Genomic DNA, 18,834 nt, shown 5'->3' on the forward strand with positions numbered 1-18,834 from the left:
CGCGCGGCCCGGGCGCGCGGGGGCCCCCCGGGGGGGGGCGGGGGGGGGGGGGGGGGGGGGGGGGTTGGGGGGGGGGGGGGGGGGGGGGGGGGGGGGGGGGGGGCCCCCCCCCCCCCCCGGGGGCGCGGGCCCCCCCCCCCCCCCCGCCGGTCGGGCGCGGTCGCTCAGGCGACGGTGAACTTGAAGGTGCGGTCCTTGTCGCCGCTCTTGTCGAGCAGCGGGGTGAGCGCGTCGGCGACGTCCTGCGCGGTGATCGCCGCGGACTGGCCGTTCTTCTTGATCTTGACCTTGTCGAAGACGTTGCCGAGCTGGGCGTTGAGCGCGTCCAGGTCCCACTTGGGCGTCAGCTTGCCCGAGGCGTCCGGCACGAGGGTCAGCGCCTTGGCGGCGGTCAGCTTGCCGAAGTTAAACGTCTTGGCGCCGGCCGTGATGTGGATCGGGCCGCTGACCGCGGACTTGCCGAGGCCGTCCGCGGCGGCCTGCAGGGCCTGGGCGGAGACCTTCGGCTGGGCGGCCGTGACGTTCAGCGCGATCGGCTGGTCGGGCTTGCCGGCGGCGCGGTCGCGGTAGGCCTGCTCGACCACGGCGACGGCGCTCGCGGAGTCCAGCGCCTGACCGGCCTTGCCGGGCACGACGACCGGGTCGCCGGTGTCGCCGAACTTGACGTAGCCCTCCTGCAGGCCCTGGCCCGCCCCGGCGGCCAGGCCGTCGAGCGCGGCCTTGAGCTTGGCCCGGTCGACCTTGACCTCCGGCGCGACGTTCTTCGTGCCGCCCTGCAGCGACTTGATGACGTCGACCGGGCTGTAGCTGTGCTGGGTGAGGCCGTCGACGGTGGCCGTGGTGTCGAAGCCGAGTCCGGCGACGGTCGGGTCCAGGTCGACGCTCTGGTCGCCGATCTTCAGCTTGAGCGGCTGCTGGCCGGCCTTGCCCACCGTCTCGTCGAGCTGGTGGATGGCCTGGTCGCGGTTGTTGCCGCCGATGTCGGTGCCGAGCACCACGGTGCCCTTGGGGATGTCCGACTGGTTCAGCATCAGGCCGGTGCCGTACGCGGCGGCGCCGAGGAACAGGACGCCGCCGATGCCGTAGACGCCGAGCTTGACGATCTTCTTGCCGGCGCCGCCCTTCTTCTTGGCCTTGCCCTGCGCCTTGGCGGGCGCGGCCTTCGCGGGCTCCGCGGCGGCGGGGGCCGGGCCGCCGGCCTCCGGGCGGGGGCCGGGCGGGGGGGCCGGCAGCGGGGTGACCGCGGTGGCCTCCGGGTCGCGGCCGGGCTGCCGCGCACCGGCCGGGGCGGCGCCGAACGGATCGGTGCCGAACGGGCCGGTGCCGAACGGGTCGGCGGGGGAGGCCTTGCCGCCCGGTGCGCCCGGCGCGGCGGGGGCGCCGGGGAACAGGCCGCCGGGGGCGGCGAACGCGTCCTGGCCGGCGGGCGCACCGGGGCGCTGCGCGGCGAACGGGTCGGCGCCGGTGGGCGCGGAGGCGAACAGGCCCGGCTGCTGGCGGCCCTCGCCGGCACCCCGGCCGGCGCGCTGGGCGCCGTCCTGGGGCAGGCCGGGTATGGCGGCCGGCGCCGGAACGTCCTCGCGGATCGGCGCGAAGCCGTCGACGGAGGTGTCCTCGGGGTCGGCCGCGCCGCCGGCCGGGAAGGGCCGGGCGCTCTGCGGGCCGCGGTTCTGCGGGCGGCCGTCCGGGGCGCCGGCACCCTGCGGACCGCGCTTCTGCGGACGGCCGTTCTGCGGGCCGCGCGGACCGGCGGGGGTCGCCGCGGCGGGAGGAACGGGGGCGAACGGGTCGGCGGCGAACGGGGCCGCCGCGGCCTCGTACACGCCGGGCTCGTCGGCCCGGCCCTCCGGGCCGCCGAACGGCGCGGGAGCCGGGGCGGGCGCGGCGCCGTTGGCCTGCGCCTGGGCGGGGACCGGACGGCCGCTCTGCCGGGCGGCGCCCTGGCCGGAGCGCTGGGCGCCGTTCTGCGGGGCGCCCTCGGGGCGCGCGCCGTTCGGCTGGGGCTTGGGCCGGGCCTGGGCCTTGGCCTGCGGCTGGGCCTGGGGCTCGGCTCCGGCGCCCGGCGCACCGGCCGGGACCGGGGCGGGCGCGGCCTCGTTGGGCGCCGACGCGGCCTTCTTCTGCCGCGGCCGGAACCACGCGCCGGTCGACTCGGACTCGGAGGTCGCCGGCGGGATCGGCGGGATCTGCCACTCCGGCGGCAGGTTCGGCGGCGTCGCCGTGCGGCCGCCGCCCTCCATCACGCCGAGGACGGGGGAGGAGGGCGCGGAGCGGTGGCGCGCGCCGCCCGCCTCGGGGGCGGACGCCGGGGCCTCGTCGCCGGGGCCCTCCTCGTTCTTGACGGCGCTGCGGACGACGACCGGCGGGATCGGGCGCGAGCCGGGGATGTTGATCCGGACCCGGGTGGTCAGGGTGGTCTCGGTCTTCGGGACCTCGTCCTCGCCGCCCGACGCCGCGCCCTGGGCGGCACCGTTGCCGGCCCGGTCGCCGCCGGGCAGGCCCGGTGTGCCGTAGGGCGGGGTGCCCGACGGGTAGGCGTCCGGGCCCGTGCGCCGGGGCGTCGGGTGGGCGTTGTCAGATTCGCGGCTGCTCAATGCTGCTCTGCTCCGGGTTCGCGGGCGGGCCGTGCGGCGCGACCGCGGTTCGTGGTCGCCGGGCCTGGGGCGGGCGGCGGTCGGGTACGGCGTTCTGCGGCACCACCATACTGGGAAGAACTGAGCGGTGAACGGGTTCGGACAGATCCTGATACGTCCGGTTCCTCCGGTATGAGAGTACGGCCGTGTGGTCCTGACTGCGCGTCGTGCGCGGTACCGTACGCGCCGCACTCCCGGGCTCAGCGGGGCGGGTTGGGGACCCCGGGGAACCAGCTCGCGCGGGTGGGCAGGGTGGCGCAGATCACGCCCAGGATCGAGCCGGCGAACATCCAGGCGAGCGAGGTGGCATTGGGCCACAGCACGGTGTCGCCCTCCGGCCGCGGCACGATGACGACGACCAGGGCGATGAACCAGCCGGCCGCGGGCAGGGCGGCGCCCAGCCGGGTGCCGGTGACGCGCAGTCCGCCGTAGAAGGTGGCGGCGGTCGCGCCGAGCGCGAGCAGGACCCCCACGGGCGGCCACAAGGCCTGCACAAAGGATCCGCAGACCGAGACCGCGAAGCCGAGCGCGAAGAACAGGACATACGCCACGAACCGGGCGCCGCGCGGGGGCTGAGCCTCGGCCAGGCGCTCGTCCCGGGTGCCGAGGACGGTGGCGGCGAACGAGCGCTTCGGCGCCTGCGGCGGCTTCCGGTCGGCGGGGCCGGCGGACCCGGCCGGCGTGCGGTCGGCGGACTTGTTCATCGGGCGCCCTCCTCGGCGGTCGCCGCAGCGGTCTCTTCGGCGGTGGTGCGCTCGGCGTCCAGGCCGGCGAACAGGTCGTCCTCGGGCCGTCCGGGCCCCGCCTGCCCGCGCACCAGCTGGTAGTACTCGGTGGCCACCAGCGGCTGGCCGAGGTGGTTGGAGAGCGCGAACGAGGCGCCGTCCACGGTGATCTGGGTGACGTGCGCGGCCATCGCGGCGGCCTTCCGCCCGGCGTACGCGGCGCCGTCCACCGCGGTGGTGACCACCGCGTCGTCCACCACCCCGGGGACGTCCGACGGGGCGGCCGTGCCCGGGAAAGCCGCGCCGGCGGCGGTGGCGGCGAGCCCGGCCTCGATCACCGAGCGGGGCATCCGGTTCCAGTACACCTTGGCGATCCGCCATGCCGGGCCGAGCCCGGGCCCGTACGCCGGGTCGGCCGCGAGGTCGTACGCGCGCATCGCGACCCGGTGCGCCTGGATGTGGTCCGGGTGCCCGTAGCCGCCGTTCTCGTCGTACGTGACCAGGACCTGCGGCCGCACCTCGCGGATCACGGCGACGAGGTGGCCGGCCGCCTCGTCCACGTCGGCCCGCCAGAAGCAGCCGGGCGCGTCGTTCTCGGGCACGCCCATCATCCCGGAGTCGCGGTAGCGCCCCGGGCCGCCGAGGAAGCGGAAGTCGGTGACGCCGAGGGTGGCCATGGCGTCGGTCAGCTCGCCGATCCGGTGCGCGCCGAGGGCGTCGTCCCGATCGGCCGTCAGGTGCGCCAGCCCGGGCGGGATCACCTCGCCGCCCTCGCCGAGGGTGCAGGTCACCAGGGTGACGCGGGCGCCCTCGGCGGCGTACCGGGCCATGGTGGCGCCGTTGCCGATCGACTCGTCGTCGGGGTGGGCGTGCACCAGCAGCAGGCGGCGTCCGGTAGTCGAGGTCATGGGAGGAAGCCTAACGACCGGCCCGGCGGGCGCGGGAGCGCGCGCGGTTCAGAGCTTCAGGCCGTTGATCATCCCGGCGAGGTTGCTGGTGACCTGGCTGATCGACGGGGCGATGGAGCTGGACGCCAGGTAGAAGCCGAGCAGCGCGCAGATGATCGCGTGCGAGAGCTTCAGGCCGGAGCGGCGGACCATCACCACCACGATGACCAGCATCAGCATGGCTGCGGAGACGGACAAAGCCATGTCGGCTCACACCCCTTCTCGGGTGCGCCGCCCCCTGGGGAGGTCGGCGGTCGGACCGTGCGGGACTTGCGGTCGGGCGACCGGCGGTCCGGGACGGGGCCGGACGATCACCCGCCTGATCAGTCTTACCCGATGGGTGAGCGGAGCATTACGTTCGGTGAGTCCGCGCGCGCCGGGGTACGGCAGCACTCGTGGGGCGCATGGGCCGGTCGGAGGGGGTGCGGACCACTTTGGGGCGTACTTCCCGACGATGCTCCGAACGAGTGATCAAAACGCTCCCGGCAGCGCGCGCGAGAGGTCGTAGGGTCTGGTGCCATGACCTCCCACACCCCTGCGGACACCTTCCCCCGGCAGTACGCGCGGACCCTGCGCTACACCGTCGGCGCGCCCCGGTCGTTCTCCGTCGCACCGGACGGCTCCCGGGTCGTCTTCCTCCGCTCCCGCTCGGGCAGCGACCGGGCGAACCTGCTCTGGACCCTCGACACCGCCACCGCCGAGGAGCGGATCGCCGCCGACCCGGCCGTCCTGCTCGGCGGCGGCGAGGAGGACCTCTCCCCGGCCGAGAAGGCCCGCCGCGAGCGCAGCCGCGAGGGCTCGGCCGGCATCGTCGGCTACGCCCTCGACGCGGCCGGCCGGCTGGCCGCCTTCGCCCTGTCCGGCCGCCTGTTCACCGCCGACCTCGTGACCGGCGCCACCGCCGAACTCCCCGCCGAGGGCCCGCTGCTGGACCCGCGTCCCTCCCCGGACGGCCGGTACGTCGCGTACGCCAACACCGCCGGCGAGCTGCGGCTCACCCGCACCGACGGCAGCGGCGACCGCGCCCTCGCCGAGCCCGACGGGCCGAACGTCACGTGGGGGCAGGCCGAGTTCATCGCCCAGGAGGAGATGAGCCGCGACCGCGGCCACTGGTGGTCCCCGCAGGGCGACCGGCTGCTGGTCGAGCGCGCCGACGACACCCCGGTGCGCCGCTGGTGGATCGCCGACCCGGCCAACCCGGAGCGCGAGCCCGCCGAGGTCGCCTACCCCGCCGCCGGCACCGCCGACGCCGAGGTCGGGCTCTGGGTGTTCGACCTGGACGGCGGCCGCACCGAGGTCGACTGGGACCGCGCGGCCTTCCCCTACCTCGCCCGGGTGCACTGGTCCGGGGGCGGCGTGCCGCTGCTGCTCGTCCAGGCCCGCGACCAGCGCAGCCAGCGGATCCTCGGCCTCGACGTCGCCACCGGCGCCACCGAGGTGCTGTTCGAGGAGCACGACGACACCTGGCTGGAGCTGTTCCAGGGCGTCCCGGCCTGGACGCCGGACGGCAAGCTCGTGCGGATCTCCGACGAGGGCGGGGGCCGGGCGCTGGTGATCGGCGACCAGGCCGTCACCGGGGACGACCTGCACCTGCGCTCCGTCGTCGCGGTCACCGCCGACGAGGTGTTCTTCACCGCCTCCGGCGGCGCCGCCGAGACCGACCCCGAGCCCGGCTGGGTCGCCGTCGGCCGGATCGGCCACGACGGCAAGCGGCTCGCCTGGGAGGCCGCCAACGGCCGCCCGTTCACCTCCGTCACCACCGCCGTGCACGCGGCCGGCATCACCGTCCGGGCCACCGCCGAGCCCGACCTGCCCGGCAGCCTCGTCCAGGTCTCCCGGGACCTGCCCGAGGGCGTGGTCGTCGACGACGTCGCCACCATCGCCTCGTACGCCGAGACCCCGGTCATCACCGCCCGCCCGGTCTTCCGCTTCGCCGGCGAGCGCCGCATCCCCGCCGCCGTCTTCCTGCCCACCGGCTACGACCGCGAGCGCGACGGCCTGCTGCCCGTCCTCATGGACCCGTACGGCGGCCCGCACGGCCAGCGCGTCGTCCAGGCGCACAACCCGCACCTCACCTCGCAGTGGTTCGCCGACCAGGGCTTCGCCGTGATCGTCGCCGACGGGCGCGGCACCCCCGGGCGCGGTCCGGACTGGGAGAAGTCGATCGCCTTCGACTTCGCCGGGAGCACCCTGGACGACCAGGTGGACGCGCTCCAGGCGCTGGCCGGGGAGTTCCCGCTCGACCTCGGCAAGGTCGCCATCCGCGGCTGGTCCTACGGCGGCTACCTGTCCGCGCTCGCCGTGCTGCGCCGCCCGGACGTCTTCCACGCGGCCGTCGCCGGCGCGCCGGTGGCCGACTGGGAGCTGTACGACACCCACTACACCGAGCGCTACCTGGGCCACCCGGCCGAGCGGCCCGAGGTGTACGCGGCGAACTCGCTCACCGGGTACGCGGCCGGTCTGGAGCGCCCGCTGATGATCATCCACGGGCTCGCGGACGACAACGTGGTGGCCGCCCACACCCTGCGCCTGTCCTCCGCCCTGCTCGCCGCCGGCCGCCCGCACACCGTGCTGCCGCTGTCGGGCGTCACCCACATGACGCCGCAGGAGGAGGTCGCGGAGAACCTGCTGCTGCTCCAGGTCGACTTCGTGAAGCGCTCGCTGGGAATGTGACCCCGGCAGGGGCGCGCCAAAGCCCCTGACCAGCGGTTTCGGCGGCCGGTACCCCTGACGGGGGTACCGGCCGCCGGCATGACATCCGTCATACGGAACGCACGACGGCGGACACTGCCGCCGTACCCGGCCCGCGCGGGACTCTGAGGTGGTGCGAACGGCACCGGACGCGACACCACCAGGGGACAGGAGCAGGGCGATGGGCACGGATGTGGCCGCCTTCCGCGGCGTCGGCAAGAGCTACGGGCGGGTACGGGCCGTCGACGGGCTGGACCTCGTGCTGCGGCCGGGCGAGACCGTCGCCCTGCTCGGGCCCAACGGCGCGGGCAAGTCGACCAGCCTCGACCTGCTGCTCGGCCTGCGGGAGCCCGACCAGGGCACCGTCTCGCTGTTCGGCACCGGCCCGCGCGAGGCGATCGCGGCCGGGCGGGTCGGCGCGATGCTGCAGAGCGGCGGGCTGATGGCCGACGTCAAGGTCCGTGAACTGGTCAAGCTCGTCTGCGACGTCCACCCGCGCGGCCGCGCGGTCGCCCAGGTACTGACCGACGCGGGGGTCACCGAGCTGGCCGAGCGCCGGGTCGACAAGCTGTCCGGCGGCCAGGAGCAGCGGGTCCGCTTCGCCCTCGCGATCGCCGGCGACAGCGACCTGATCGTGCTGGACGAGCCCACCACCGGCATGGACGTCACCGTCCGGCAGGCGTTCTGGGCGAGCATGCGCGCCCAGGCCGACGCCGGGCGGACGGTGCTGTTCGCCACCCACTACCTGGAGGAGGCGGACTCGATCGCCGACCGCGTCCTGGTCCTGCACCGGGGCCGGCTGATCGCCGACGGCACCTCCGCGGAGATCAAGGCGCGTGCGGGCGCCCGCCGGGTGGCCTTCGAGCTCCACGACGCCGACCTCGCTCCGGACGCCGGCCCGTTCGACGGCGGCGTGCTGCGCACCCTGCCGGGCGTGCAGTCCCTGGACGTCACCGCCCGCGTGCCCGGCGTGCGGACGGTCCGGATCCGGACGGCGGACGCGGACGCGAGCGTCGCCGGGCTCTACCGGGCGGGCCTGTACCCGCGCGGACTGGAGGTCACTGGGCTGGGCCTGGAGCAGGCCTTCCTCACCATCACCGGCGAGCAGGACGACCGCGACGACCGGAACGCCGCCCCGAAGGAGACCGTGCGATGACCACCCTGATCCAGCTGGAGATCCTGCGGACCTTCCGCAACCGGCGCTACCTGTTCTTCACCGTTGCCTACCCGGCGCTGATGTACTTCTTCTTCATCCACGCCTACGGCTCCGCCAACCAGGCGGGCGGCCTCCCGGTGAAGACCTACTTCATGGTTTCGATGGCCACCTTCGGCGCGGTCGGCGCGGTGCTCACCGGCAACGCGCAGCGGATCTCGCTGGAGCGCAAGAGCGGCTGGACGCGTCAGCTGCGGCTGACGGCGCTGCCGGGCCGGGCGTACACCGTCGGCAAGATCGCGGCGAGCGCGGTGACCACGCTGCCGGCGATCCTGGTGGTGTTCGCGGTCGGCGCGAGCCAGGGCGTGTCGCTGGGCGCCGCGCAGTGGATCGGCCTCGCGGCCGCGCTGTGGCTGGGCAGCTTCGTGTTCGCCGCGCTCGGCGTGGCGCTCGGGTACGCGGCGGCGCCGGACTCGGTGCAGCCGATCGTGATGATCACCTACATGGCGATGGCGCTGCTCGGCGGCACCTGGTTCCCGGTGAGCGGTTCGCTGGAGAAGTTCGCCCGCTTCAACCCGGTGTTCCTGTACAACAAGCTGGCCGCCTTCACCCAGCCCGGGCACTCGCTGGACACCGTCGCCGTCGCGGGGCTGGCCGCCTTCCTCGCGGTGTTCGTCGCCGCCGCCACCGCCTTGTACCGGCGCGACACCCGACAGGCATGATGATCCACATGGACGACACCCGCCGCACCCACCGCACCGACGAGCAGCCGGAGGTGGGTGTGGCGCGCGCGTCGTTCATGAACGTCCCCGGATCCCCGGTGGAGACCAGGCGGCAGATGCTGGTCAAGGTCGCCTGGATGCTGCTGTGGATGCTCTACCTGGCCTACCCGGCGGGCGAGCTGCTGCGCGGCGGCCACAGCGAGGCCGCCCGGGTCTTCGGCTGGGTGTGCCTGGTCGGCTTCGTGGCCGCCTACGTCCTGCTGGTGATCTTCCGCTCGACGGCGGGGATGAAGCCGCGGGCCTGCCGGGTGATCGTCGCGATGATGGTCGTGCTCGCGGTCGTGGCCACCTTCGTCCTCGGCGGCACCTTCCTGACGCTCTTCATCTACGCCTCGGTCTGCCTCGCGATCATCACGCCGGTGCGGCTCGCGCCGCGCGCGCTCCTCGGCATGGCGGTGCTCACCGGCGCCACCGGCCTGGCCGTCGACGCCGGTTCGGACGCCACCACGACCTTCGCCCTCAGCGCCTTCCTCTCCGGCATCGCGATGACCGGCCTGCAGCGGCTCGTCGCCACCATGAAGGAGCTGCGCGAGGCCCGGGCCGCCGTCGCGCACCTGGCCGCCTCCGAGGAGCGGCTGCGGCTCGCCCGCGACCTGCACGACCTGCTCGGGCACTCGCTGTCGCTGATCACGCTGAAGAGCGAGCTCGCCGGGCGGTTCATGGACGCCGGGAAGGACGAGGCGGCGCGGGCGCAGGTCGCGGACATCGAGCAGGTGGCGCGGCAGTCGCTGATCGACGTCCGGGAGGCGGTGACCGGCTTCCGCCGGCCCACCCTGCCGGTCGAACTCGCCGCCGCCCGCACGGCGCTGGCCGCGGCGCAGGTGCGGCTGGACGCGTCGCCGGAGCTCGTCGACAGCTGGCCGGGCCTCGCCACCGAGGAGGCGGGCGCGCTGGCCTGGGCGCTGCGCGAGGCCGTCACCAACATCGTCCGTCACGGCGAGGGCGCCACCGTCTGCACCGTCACCGCCGACACGGCGTGGGAGGACAGCGGCGAGCGCTTCGCCGTCCTGCAGATCACCGACGACGGGCGCGGCCCGGGCAAGTCCCAGCCGGGCAACGGCCTCTCGGGCCTGGACGAGCGCCTCGCCCTCGTCGGCGGCCGCCTGGAGCGCGGCCCGGGGGAGCGCGGCAAGGGCTTCCGGCTGCGCGCGATGGTGCCGCTGCGCGAGGTGCCGGCGCCGGTGACGCCGACGGCCGAGCGGTCGTAGGGGGAACGCAGAGGAGCCCGTGCGCGGGTGCGCACGGGCTCCTCCTGCTCACGGTGGGCGGACCGAGCCCCACGGGGTGCCGCCGGTCACCCCGGCCGCTGCGGTCAGCCGCAGGAGCTCGCCACCGCGCCGAGGCCGCTGATGTCGCCGAAGGCCGCCAGCAGGGCCTTCATGCGCTGCTCGAAGTTCTTGCCCTTGATGAGCACCTTGGCGAGCTTCACCACGCCGCCGAACTTGCGGATCTTCGAGACCGCGAGCGCGTTGCCCGCGATGAAACCGCCGACGGCACCCACGCACTTGGCCAGGTGCCACGCGTCGCCCCAGCCCCAGAACTGCGGGGTGACGGCGCCCTCCGGCGCGCCGGTTCCGGTCGCGTCGTCCGAGGACGCGTCGTCCGACGCCGCGGTGAGGTAGGCGAGGGCCGACGCCTGGGCGTCCTCGTCGTCCGGGTACATCGCCTGGACGACCTGGTCGAGCGAGGCGTCCTCCGGCAGGTCCGCCAGGCGGTCCTCCAGCCCGTCCTCGACGATCGTCGGGGCGGGCGTGCCCTCGAAGGCCTGGGCGAGGGCGTGCGCCTCGACGGTGGCCTGCGCGAGCCGGACGTTGTGCTGCTCGGTGGCGCTCGCCATGCCCGCACCACTGCCCAGTGCGAGAGCGGTGACGACCGTGACGGCGGCCATGCGGAGCTGGTTCTTGGTCACTTTCGTTTCCCTGTCTGTTGTGCGCACACAGGGGTCCTCGTATCCGTTCGGGAGGAAGTGCACAACCGCGAGCAGGATCCCCCGAATTGCGGCGCCGAAGCCCCCGAGCGCGCCGATCCCCGTCGGTCCGGGACGATCACGGATGATCGCGCCCCCGGCGGTGGTCGAGCCCGCCGGTCCGGACGAGTGGAAAACGTAGCGGAAACCGGTGACCAAGGCCCGTAAATGAGGGTGACCGGACCAACGTGATAGTGCAATTGTCAGCGGGGGACTGCTACTTGATAGTGGTCCGGACTGCACGGGTCCGAGAATCGGGGGAAGCGGCTGTGCCTGCGCACGGGGGAGACGCGACGTTGACGGCGGGGCCGGCCCGGGAGTCCGGGCCGGACGCCTACTGGTCCGCCACGACGGGTGACCTGGTCGAGTACCGGACCGGACTGGAGCGCGCCTGGCTGACGCTCCTCGACTTCGACCCGGGGATCACCGCCTTCGCCACCCGGCCGCTGCGGTTCGGGGCGGTCGACGACGACGGCCCGTGGCGGCACGCCCCGTTCGTCCTGGCGCGCCGCGCCGACGGCCGGAGCCTGGTCCTGGAGACCGACGAGCCGGCGCCCGGGCACCGGGCCGAGCGGGTCCGGCGCGCCTGCGCCGAACTGGGCTGGGACCACCGCCGGGTGGGCGAGCCGGACCGCCAGCGCTGGGCGAACGTCGAGTTCCTCTCCGGAGCGAGACGCCCGGTCCACCTCGGTGCCGAACTCGCCCCCCGGCTGCTGCGACTGGCCCGCGGCGGCACCACGATCGGCGGCCTGCTGGCCCGCATGCCGTACCCCGACCTGGCCCGCGGCGTGCTGTTCCACCTGATGTGGCACCACCGCGTGGTCGCCGACCTCGACGTACCCCTGCGGGAGGCGACCCTCGTCACGACCGCCGGGGAGCCGGCGTGACCCCGGCCACCCGCGGACCGTTCCGGCTGCACTGCGGCGCCCGGCTCTGGCTCGACGGCCGGCCGCACACCGTCACCGGCATCACCGACGACACGGTCCGGCTCCGCGCGGACACCGGAGCACTCACCCTGATCGGCGCCGGCGCCCTGCTCGCCGAGCCCACCTTCCGGCCGTACGGCCAGGCACCGGACGGCACGGCCCCCGAGGAGGGCCGCCCGGACGCCGGCGCCCTGCTGGACCGGCTGAGTCCCCAGCAGTGGCGCGAACTCTTACGGGCCCAGGAGCACCTCCTGGAACTCACCACCGGCTACCGTTCCGGCTGCCCGGACGACTCCAGGCCGGACGAGCCCCGGGCCCAGTACGCGCCGGGGCTCTCCCTGACCCGCCGGGTGGAGAGCAAGGCCGCCGAACTCGGCTACGCGCCCGTGCAGATGTGGCGGCGCCTGAAGCGCTGGCGGGAGGAGGGCCTGTGGGGGCTGGTGGACCGCCGCTCGCTGCGCCGCTCCGGCCCCGCCGGCCCGGCGGGCGCACCCGCGAAGCCCGACCGGGCCGAGCCGCCGGAGATCCCCGGCCTGCCCCTGGTGGCGCACCGCCCCGGCGCGGTGGTGCTGGTCGACACCGTCCCGCTGGACGTGAGCGCCGTCGACCCGGCCACCGGCGCCGTGACCCCGGTCGGCCTGACCGCCGCCGTCGACCTCTGCACCCGCAGCCTGCTGGGCTGGCGCCTGCTGCCGGGCGGTGCGGGGCCGGTGGACGCCGGGCTCGTGATCGCCGACGCCCTCGTGCCCGAGCCGATGCGGCCGGGCTGGCCGGACGATCTGCGGCACCGGACGCTGCGGCTGCCCTGCGAACCGCTGCTGGCGGCGGACGAGCGGTTCGCGGCCGCCGCGGCCCGTCCGGTGGTCTTCCCCGAGCGGATCGTCGTCGACCGCGGCGCGGCGGTCGTCCCGGAGACGGTCAAGGACGTCTGCCGCCGCTACGGCATCGTCGTCCAGGGCGGCCGGGCGTACCCGCCGGCCGGCAAACCCCAGGCCGTCGCCGCCCTCGCGCACGTCCGGGCGCAGTTCGCCGCCCACCTCGCCGGCCGCGGCGAGAAGCCGGACCGCCCCCGGACGACCGGCGAACTGGAGGAGCTCTTCGCCGAGTACGCCGTCGCCGGCTACCAGCGCCGCCGCCAGCCCGGACTGGCCCTGCCCGGCCTGCCCGGCTCCGACCTCAGCCCGAACGAGGCCTACCGGCTCGCGGTCCACCGCTGCGGCTACATCGCCGCCCCGCGCGATCCGGCGCTGTTCCTCGAACTCCTCCCGATCCACTGGGCCGTGATCCGCCCCGACGGGGTGCACAAGGACGGCCTGCGCTACGACGGCCGCGCGCTGCGGCGCCACGTCGGCCGGCCGTCGCCGTACCCCGGGGGCCGGTGGCCGATCCGCTACGACCCCCGCGACCCCGGCCGGGTCCACTTCCACGACCCGGGCACCGGGACGTGGTCGGCGCTGGCCAGGACCTCCGGCCCGGGCGGGGTCGAGCCGTTCGCGGACCTGACGCCGGCTCTGCGGGAGGTCCTCGTCCACCGCGGCGCCCGCACCGGCGCCGTCCCCGCGCAGCGCGGCCCGCTGAGCCGGGAGCGGGCCGCCGAACCGGCCGGCGGACTCCCGGGGGAGCAGGCCGCCGTGCCAAGATCAGCCAATGAGTGACGATCAGAACGGCCCCTCGATCCGCGTGCTGCTGGCCGAGGACCAGGGGATGGTCCGGGAGGCGCTGGCGGCGCTGCTCGGACTGGAGGGGGACATCGACGTCGTGGCGCAGGTGGGCCGCGGCGACGAGGTGGTGGCGGCGGTGCTGGCGAACGACGTCCAGGTCGCCGTACTGGACATCGAGATGCCCGGCATGACGGGCATCGAGGCGGCGGCGAAGCTGCACCGGGAGGCGCCGGGGACGAAGGTCGTGATCGCGACGACCTTCGGGCGGCCCGGCTACCTGCGGCGGGCGATGGAGTCCGGCGCGGACGCGTTCCTGGTGAAGGACGCGCCCGCCTCCGAACTCGCCGAGGCGATCCGCCGGGTGCTGCGCGGGGAGCGGGTGATCGACCCGGCGCTGGCCGCCGCCGCGCTGGCCGAGGGCGCCAACCCGCTGACCGCCCGCGAGCGGGACGTCCTCGGGGCGGCGGCGGACGGCGCGGTGAACGCGGACATCGCCAAGCGCCTGCACCTGTCCGAGGGCACGGTCCGCAACTACCTCTCGATGGCGATCCAGAAGACCGAGGCCCGCAACCGCACCGAGGCGGTCCGCATCGCCCGCGAGAAGGGCTGGCTGTAGTCCGTCGGTCGAGTCGGTCGAGTCGGTCGAGTCAGTCGAGTCGGTCGAGTCAGTTGAGCCGGTGCCGGGCCGCCCTGGCCTCCTGGCGGACCTTGGCCGCCGCGTCCGGGTCGAAGGCGTCGAGGATCTCGGCGTAGGCGTCCATCTCGGCCGAGCCGCCGAGGAAGTCCCCGGTCCGGACGAGGAGTTCGGCGCGTTCGAGGCGCAGCTGGGCGGGGTGGCGGGGGAGCAGCAGGGCGAGTTCGGTGGCCCAGAGCTGGGTGCGGGCGTGTTCGGGCCGTTCGGAGGCCCAGGCCCGGATGTTGCCGAGGACGCGGTGGACGATGTCGAGCGGCTGGGCGGGGGTGAGCAGCGCGGGCGCGAAGGGGTGCCCGGTGGCCTCGACGAGGCGCTCGGCGTCGCCGGGGTCGAGCAGCCGTCCGCCGTGGAAGGGGTCGGCCAGGACGTACTCCTCGCCGCCGGCCGGGCCGCCGACGGCGACGATGAAGTGGCCGGGCAGCGCGATGCCGTGGACGGTGAGCCCGGCCCGCCGGCCGACCGCCATCCATACCAGGGACAGCGTGATGGGCAGCCCGCGCCGCCGCCGCAGGACCTCCGGCAGCAGCGAGGACTCCAGCCGCCGGTAGTCGGACTGCCGCCCGTGGAACCGCTCCCGCCCGCCGAGGACGGCGGCGAGCAGGGCGGCGGTCTCCTCGGGCCCGGCGGGGGCGCGTTCGGCGACCGCGAGGCGGACGGCGGCGGCGTGCCGGTCGAGGGCGGCCCCGCACGCGGCGAGCAGGGCGTCGAGGCCCGGCGGCTCGCCGGGGTCGTCCGGGTCGGTGAGGGGGCCGTGTTCGGCGGCGGCGAGCAGGCAGAGCAGCACGGGGTCGGGCTGTTCGGCGCGGGCGGCGGTCCGGAAGCGGTCTCTGCTCTGCTCGGTCACGGTGACGGCGACGGCTTTCCTACGGCGGGCGGGCGATCGGGCAAGCGGTGGCCTGGGCTACCCCTGGGGCGGCCGGGCGTAGTGGTAAGTGTGACTGGTCGTGAAGCCGAGTCCGTCATAGAGCGCGACCGCACCGTCGTTGTCCGCCTCGACCTGCAGGTAGGCCCCGGTGGCGCCCTCCTCGGCGGCGCGGGCGGCGAGCACCGCCATGACGGCCGTGGCCAGCCCGGCCCGCCGGGCGTGCGGCTGGACCTCGATGGCGCCGAAGCAGGCCCACGCGCCGTCGACGACGCAGCGTCCGATGGCCAGCGGCGGCTGTCCCGCGGCGCCGGGCACGGTGGCGAACCAGACCGAGGGCCCGCCGTGCAGGACCCGCCGGGCGGCCTCGCGCACCGCCGGGTCCGCGCTCAGCTTCCCGTACAGGGACATCCAGTCGGGCCCGGCCGTGCGGGAGAGCCGCACCCGATCGTGCCCGGAGCCGATCCTGGCGAGTGCGGCCAGCGGGGCGGTGCGCACCAGCGTCGGCGACTGCGCGGGGCCGAGCAGTTCGCGCAGTCCGTCCGCGGTGCCGGGCGTGACGACCTCGACGAGGGCGGGCAGTTCGCGCTCGGCGTACCAGTCCCGGACGGCGGCCAGTGCCGCCGGCAGCGGCAGCCCGGGGTCGCCGAGCGCCTGGACGGAGTTGGCCCGCTGGGTGAACCCGGCCGAGGCGCGCAGGGTCCACTCGCCGAGCGCCTCCTGCTCGACGCCGGGCCAGCCGCGCGCCGCGATCCGCTGGAGCTCGACCGGCGTCGCGGCCGGCAGCGGGGCCCGTCGGGCCGGGAAGAGCGGGACCACCTTGCCCGCGACCAGCAGTTTCTCGGGGAAGGAGACCGGCTCGCCCGCGCGGGGCACGACCGTCAACCCGTGATCGTCCCACGATGTGAGCACGCCGATCACATCACGGAAGACCGGCCGGTCGTCCACGAACCCGGACAGCCGCCGGGCGGACACGCGTCGTCCCACGTCGGAGCGATCTATCCGGACCTCCGGACGGTCCTGCGGACGGCTGCTTTCCGGGCCGCCTGCCGTCATCTGGGCACCTCCTGTGCATTTGCGGTCTCCGACCCGCGATACTAGGGGCGGGCATCGACGACGCCGCGCTCACCGCGCACGCGAGCAGAACAGAACGGGCCGCCAGGGCCCTTCCGAGGAGGAACGACAGCGTGACTTACGTCATCGCGCAGCCTTGTGTCGACGTGAAGGACAAGGCGTGCATCGAAGAGTGCCCGGTTGACTGCATCTACGAGGGCGAGCGATCGCTCTACATCCACCCGGATGAGTGTGTCGACTGTGGCGCTTGCGAGCCGGTCTGCCCGGTCGAGGCGATCTTCTACGAGGACGACACTCCGGAGGAGTGGAAGGACTACTACAAGGCGAACGTCGAGTTCTTCGACGACCTCGGTTCGCCCGGTGGCGCCTCGAAGCTCGGCCTGATCGAGCGTGACCACCCGTTCATCGCCGCTCTGCCGCCGCAGAACGCCGACCACTGACGATCGGTGGCATCTGAGCTGTGAGCACCGACAACAGCACGCGCGCGCCGTTCCCGGGCCACCCGGGGGCGGCGCGCCGCGTTTCGGACCGCCTGCCCGTCTTCCCGTGGGACAAGCTGGAGCCGTACAAGCGGACGGCCCTCGCCCACCCGGGCGGCCTGTGCGACTTCTCCGTCGGCACCCCCGTCGACCCGGTCCCCGAGGTGATCCAGAAGGCGCTGGCCGCCCACTCGGACACCCCCGGTTACCCGACCGTCTGGGGCCCGCTGGAGCTGCGCGAGGCGATCGCCGGCTGGCTGCGCCGCCGCTGCGGCGCCGAGATCGGCCCGCAGGCCGTGCTGCCGACCATCGGCTCCAAGGAGCTGGTGGCCTGGCTGCCGACCCAGCTCGGCCTCGGCCCGGGCGACCAGGTCGCCTACCCGCGCCTCGCCTATCCCACCTACGAGGTGGGCGCGCGGCTGTGCGGCGCGGAGCCCGTCGAGTACGACTCGGTGGACGAGCTGGACGGCTCGCGCGTGCGCCTGCTCTGGGTGAACACGCCGTCCAACCCGACCGGCCGGGTGCTCGGCGCGGACGAGCTGCGCCGCACCGTCGCGTGGGCCAGGGAGCACCGGGTGCTGCTGGTCAGCGACGAGTGCTACCTGGAGCTCGGCTGGGAGGCCGAGCCGGTGTCCGTCCTGCGCCCGGACGTGTGCGGGAGCGACCACGAGGGCCTGCTGGCCGTCCACTCGCTCTCCAAGCGCTCCAACCTGGCCGGCTACCGCTCCTCCTTCCTGGCGGGCGACCCGGTCGTGGTCAAGGAGCTGCTGGGGCTGCGCAAGCACGGCGGCATGATGGTCGCCGCGCCCGTGCAGGCCGCGACGATCGCCGCGCTGGACGACGACGCCCACGTGGCCGAGCAGCGGGAGCGCTACGCGGCCCGGCGCTCGGCGCTGCGGGCGGCGCTGGAGGCGTACGGCTTCCGGATCGAGCACTCGGAGGCGAGCCTCTACCTGTGGGCCACCCAGGACCGCCCGTGCTGGGAGACGGTGGCCGAACTGGCCGCCCTCGGCATCCTGGTGGCGCCCGGGGAGTTCTACGGCCCGGCCGGCGGGCAGTTCGTCCGGGTCGCCTTCACGGCGACGGACGAGCGGGTCGCCGCGGCCGTCGAGCGGCTGAACGCGGCGGCGCGCTAGCGGGACCGCACGAAGGGCCGGTGTCCGCCTCGGACACCGGCCCTTCGCCGTCTTCGTCGTACGTCGTCGAGGCCCCGTCAGCGGGCCCGTCCGGGGGTGGCCTAGAGGCCGACGCCGCCGCCGTTCACGGCGCCCAGCAGGCCGCCGATCGGGCCGAGCGCACCGGTGACGCCGGACAGCGGGTTGTTCGGGCCGAGGTCGGCGCCGCCGAGGCGGTTGGCCGAGCCGTGCTCGGCGAGGCCGAGGACGTCGGCGCCGGGCAGGGCGCCCGCCAGGCCGCCGGCCGGCAGCGAGCGCTCGACGGAGCCCAGCGGCAGCGCGTCGGTGACGGCGCTGGTGCTGGGCACGCCGTTGGTGAGGCTGCCGAGGCTGGGCACCTGCTTGGCGACCGAGCCGGTCTGGGCGAGCCCGCCGACCGGGCTGGCGGCGCTGCGGGTGCCCATGGCCTTGCCGGTGACGGCCTCGCCGAGCTTGCCGGCCAGCGCGGAGGCGACCTTCGGGGTGACGGCGGAGAGCTGCCCGGTGGTGGCGGCGGTCTGGTCGACCGGGGCGGTCAGCGAGCTGGCCTTCTCGTTCGCCTCGGGCAGCTGGTGGGCGACGATGTTGCCGGCGGCGTCGGCGGAGGCCGGTACGCCCGCGGCGACGGTGGCGGCGCCGGTGGTCCCGGCGGCCTCGCCGAGCTGGTGGGTGGTGTGCTGGAGGCTGGAACCCGCGTCGGTGTTGGTCAGCTGGCCCAGCGGAGCGGCGAGGTCGCTCTTGGGCAGCAGGGCGTCGCCGCCCAGGGCGGACGCGGAGCCGGCCGCGACCAGCGGGGTCGCTCCGGCCGCCACGACGAGCGCGGCCTGGGCGATCCGGCGCGTGAGGGGGTGAGACATGGGGCTCCTCGAAGGGTCTGGGTCCGTCCCGTCCGCCGGGTGGACGACCGGGCGGACGACGTTGTTACCGCTTGAGAAGCCAGAAGGTTTCGGCCGGTGCAAGGAAAGTGTCCGACCGACCATCGGATCGTATGACCACACGGGAGTGCCCTGGCGGAGCCCGTCGGAGCCCGTGGATCCTGCACCGGGCAAGGGGAGTGACGGTTCTCCGGCGGGGGTCGCCGGAACGG

General features: G+C 75.2%; 17 protein-coding genes. 9 read left to right on the forward strand and 8 right to left on the reverse strand.

Annotation, left to right across the window (positions count from 1 at the left end; translation table 11 throughout):
* Positions 1-164: 164 nt before the first annotated feature.
* The 4 genes from ACFV4G_RS09250 to ACFV4G_RS09265 form a co-directional block, all read right to left on the reverse strand.
* A complete protein-coding gene (locus ACFV4G_RS09250) occupies positions 165-2,594 on the reverse strand; it encodes a hypothetical protein (RefSeq protein ID WP_380438157.1) in 2,430 nt (809 codons plus the stop codon).
* 239 nt (positions 2,595-2,833) lie between these two features.
* Positions 2,834-3,337, reverse strand: coding sequence for a DUF6113 family protein (locus ACFV4G_RS09255; RefSeq protein WP_380438159.1), 504 nt, complete (start codon positions 3,335-3,337; stop codon positions 2,834-2,836).
* Positions 3,334-4,266, reverse strand: a complete 933-nt coding sequence (gene mshB, locus ACFV4G_RS09260; RefSeq protein ID WP_380438161.1) for an N-acetyl-1-D-myo-inositol-2-amino-2-deoxy-alpha-D-glucopyranoside deacetylase — start codon at positions 4,264-4,266, stop codon at positions 3,334-3,336. Before mshB ends, ACFV4G_RS09255 begins: the two co-directional genes overlap by 4 nt.
* A gap of 48 nt (positions 4,267-4,314) precedes the next feature.
* Entirely contained in the window at positions 4,315-4,509 is a 195-nt protein-coding gene (locus tag ACFV4G_RS09265; RefSeq protein ID WP_380438163.1) for a DUF2304 family protein, read from the reverse strand.
* A 315-nt stretch (positions 4,510-4,824) separates the two neighbouring features.
* On the opposite strand from ACFV4G_RS09265, the gene ACFV4G_RS09270 reads away from it, so the two are divergent.
* From ACFV4G_RS09270 to ACFV4G_RS09285, 4 genes are all read left to right on the forward strand, one after another.
* Complete coding sequence (locus ACFV4G_RS09270; RefSeq protein ID WP_380438165.1) at positions 4,825-6,978, forward strand: prolyl oligopeptidase family serine peptidase; 2,154 nt, start codon at positions 4,825-4,827, stop codon at positions 6,976-6,978.
* Between the two features lie 199 nt (positions 6,979-7,177).
* Entirely contained in the window at positions 7,178-8,152 is a 975-nt protein-coding gene (locus ACFV4G_RS09275; protein WP_380438167.1) for an ABC transporter ATP-binding protein, read from the forward strand.
* Positions 8,149-8,871 (forward strand): ABC transporter permease, encoded by a 723-nt coding sequence (locus ACFV4G_RS09280; protein WP_380438169.1) that lies wholly within the window; start codon positions 8,149-8,151, stop codon positions 8,869-8,871. Before ACFV4G_RS09275 ends, ACFV4G_RS09280 begins: the two co-directional genes overlap by 4 nt.
* An 8-nt stretch (positions 8,872-8,879) precedes the next feature.
* Entirely contained in the window at positions 8,880-10,139 is a 1,260-nt protein-coding gene (locus ACFV4G_RS09285; protein WP_380438171.1) for a sensor histidine kinase, read from the forward strand.
* 104 nt (positions 10,140-10,243) lie between these two features.
* Here ACFV4G_RS09285 and ACFV4G_RS09290 read toward each other — a convergent pair whose 3' ends face one another.
* A complete protein-coding gene (locus ACFV4G_RS09290) occupies positions 10,244-10,840 on the reverse strand; it encodes a hypothetical protein (RefSeq protein WP_380438173.1) in 597 nt (198 codons plus the stop codon).
* A 353-nt stretch (positions 10,841-11,193) separates the two neighbouring features.
* On the opposite strand from ACFV4G_RS09290, the gene ACFV4G_RS09295 reads away from it, so the two are divergent.
* The 3 genes from ACFV4G_RS09295 to ACFV4G_RS09305 are packed head-to-tail and all read left to right on the forward strand — an operon-like array spanning position 11,194 to position 14,100.
* A complete protein-coding gene (locus ACFV4G_RS09295) occupies positions 11,194-11,784 on the forward strand; it encodes a TnsA-like heteromeric transposase endonuclease subunit (protein ID WP_380438175.1) in 591 nt (196 codons plus the stop codon).
* Positions 11,781-13,478, forward strand: coding sequence for a Mu transposase C-terminal domain-containing protein (locus ACFV4G_RS09300; RefSeq protein ID WP_380438178.1), 1,698 nt, complete (start codon positions 11,781-11,783; stop codon positions 13,476-13,478). Before ACFV4G_RS09295 ends, ACFV4G_RS09300 begins: the two co-directional genes overlap by 4 nt.
* The gene (locus ACFV4G_RS09305; protein WP_359963282.1) at positions 13,471-14,100 is read left to right on the forward strand and encodes a response regulator transcription factor; all 630 of its coding nucleotides are present in this window, start codon (positions 13,471-13,473) and stop codon (positions 14,098-14,100) included. Before ACFV4G_RS09300 ends, ACFV4G_RS09305 begins: the two co-directional genes overlap by 8 nt.
* Before the next feature lie 49 nt (positions 14,101-14,149).
* Here the strand turns inward: ACFV4G_RS09305 and ACFV4G_RS09310 are convergent, their stop codons facing one another.
* Together ACFV4G_RS09310 and ACFV4G_RS09315 are read right to left on the reverse strand one after the other, a co-directional pair.
* Positions 14,150-15,022, reverse strand: coding sequence for a transglutaminase family protein (locus ACFV4G_RS09310; protein ID WP_380438180.1), 873 nt, complete (start codon positions 15,020-15,022; stop codon positions 14,150-14,152).
* Between the two features lie 57 nt (positions 15,023-15,079).
* Positions 15,080-16,096: a GNAT family N-acetyltransferase gene (locus tag ACFV4G_RS09315; RefSeq protein WP_380438182.1), complete on the reverse strand. Its 1,017-nt coding sequence runs from the start codon at positions 16,094-16,096 to the stop codon at positions 15,080-15,082.
* 131 nt (positions 16,097-16,227) lie between these two features.
* On the opposite strand from ACFV4G_RS09315, the gene fdxA reads away from it, so the two are divergent.
* Positions 16,228-16,554, forward strand: a complete 327-nt coding sequence (fdxA, locus tag ACFV4G_RS09320; RefSeq protein WP_030061559.1) for a ferredoxin — start codon at positions 16,228-16,230, stop codon at positions 16,552-16,554.
* A 20-nt stretch (positions 16,555-16,574) separates the two neighbouring features.
* Positions 16,575-17,729: a succinyldiaminopimelate transaminase gene (gene dapC, locus ACFV4G_RS09325; RefSeq protein WP_380438184.1), complete on the forward strand. Its 1,155-nt coding sequence runs from the start codon at positions 16,575-16,577 to the stop codon at positions 17,727-17,729.
* A 101-nt stretch (positions 17,730-17,830) separates the two neighbouring features.
* Here the strand turns inward: dapC and ACFV4G_RS09330 are convergent, their stop codons facing one another.
* The gene (locus ACFV4G_RS09330; RefSeq protein ID WP_380438186.1) at positions 17,831-18,604 is read right to left on the reverse strand and encodes a hypothetical protein; all 774 of its coding nucleotides are present in this window, start codon (positions 18,602-18,604) and stop codon (positions 17,831-17,833) included.
* Positions 18,605-18,834 lie beyond the last annotated feature (230 nt).

Origin of the sequence: Kitasatospora sp. NPDC059747, assembly GCF_042732955.1 — a bacterium.
In the GTDB taxonomy this organism is placed as follows: Bacteria; Actinomycetota; Actinomycetes; order Streptomycetales; family Streptomycetaceae; genus Kitasatospora.

Bases quoted from the DNA above. Each gene is read 5' to 3' on its own strand.
- ACFV4G_RS09265 (WP_380438163.1), bottom strand. From the start codon at position 4,509: ATGGCTTTGTCCGTCTCCGCAGCCATGCTGATGCTGGTCATCGTGGTG.
- ACFV4G_RS09285 (WP_380438171.1), top strand. From the start codon at position 8,880: ATGGACGACACCCGCCGCACCCACCGCACCGACGAGCAGCCGGAGGTG.
- mshB (WP_380438161.1), bottom strand. From the start codon at position 4,266: ATGACCTCGACTACCGGACGCCGCCTGCTGCTGGTGCACGCCCACCCC.
- ACFV4G_RS09255 (WP_380438159.1), bottom strand. From the start codon at position 3,337: ATGAACAAGTCCGCCGACCGCACGCCGGCCGGGTCCGCCGGCCCCGCC.
- ACFV4G_RS09270 (WP_380438165.1), top strand. From the start codon at position 4,825: ATGACCTCCCACACCCCTGCGGACACCTTCCCCCGGCAGTACGCGCGG.
- ACFV4G_RS09305 (WP_359963282.1), top strand. From the start codon at position 13,471: ATGAGTGACGATCAGAACGGCCCCTCGATCCGCGTGCTGCTGGCCGAG.
- ACFV4G_RS09330 (WP_380438186.1), bottom strand. From the start codon at position 18,604: ATGTCTCACCCCCTCACGCGCCGGATCGCCCAGGCCGCGCTCGTCGTG.
- ACFV4G_RS09315 (WP_380438182.1), bottom strand. From the start codon at position 16,096: ATGACGGCAGGCGGCCCGGAAAGCAGCCGTCCGCAGGACCGTCCGGAG.
- ACFV4G_RS09275 (WP_380438167.1), top strand. From the start codon at position 7,178: ATGGGCACGGATGTGGCCGCCTTCCGCGGCGTCGGCAAGAGCTACGGG.
- ACFV4G_RS09280 (WP_380438169.1), top strand. From the start codon at position 8,149: ATGACCACCCTGATCCAGCTGGAGATCCTGCGGACCTTCCGCAACCGG.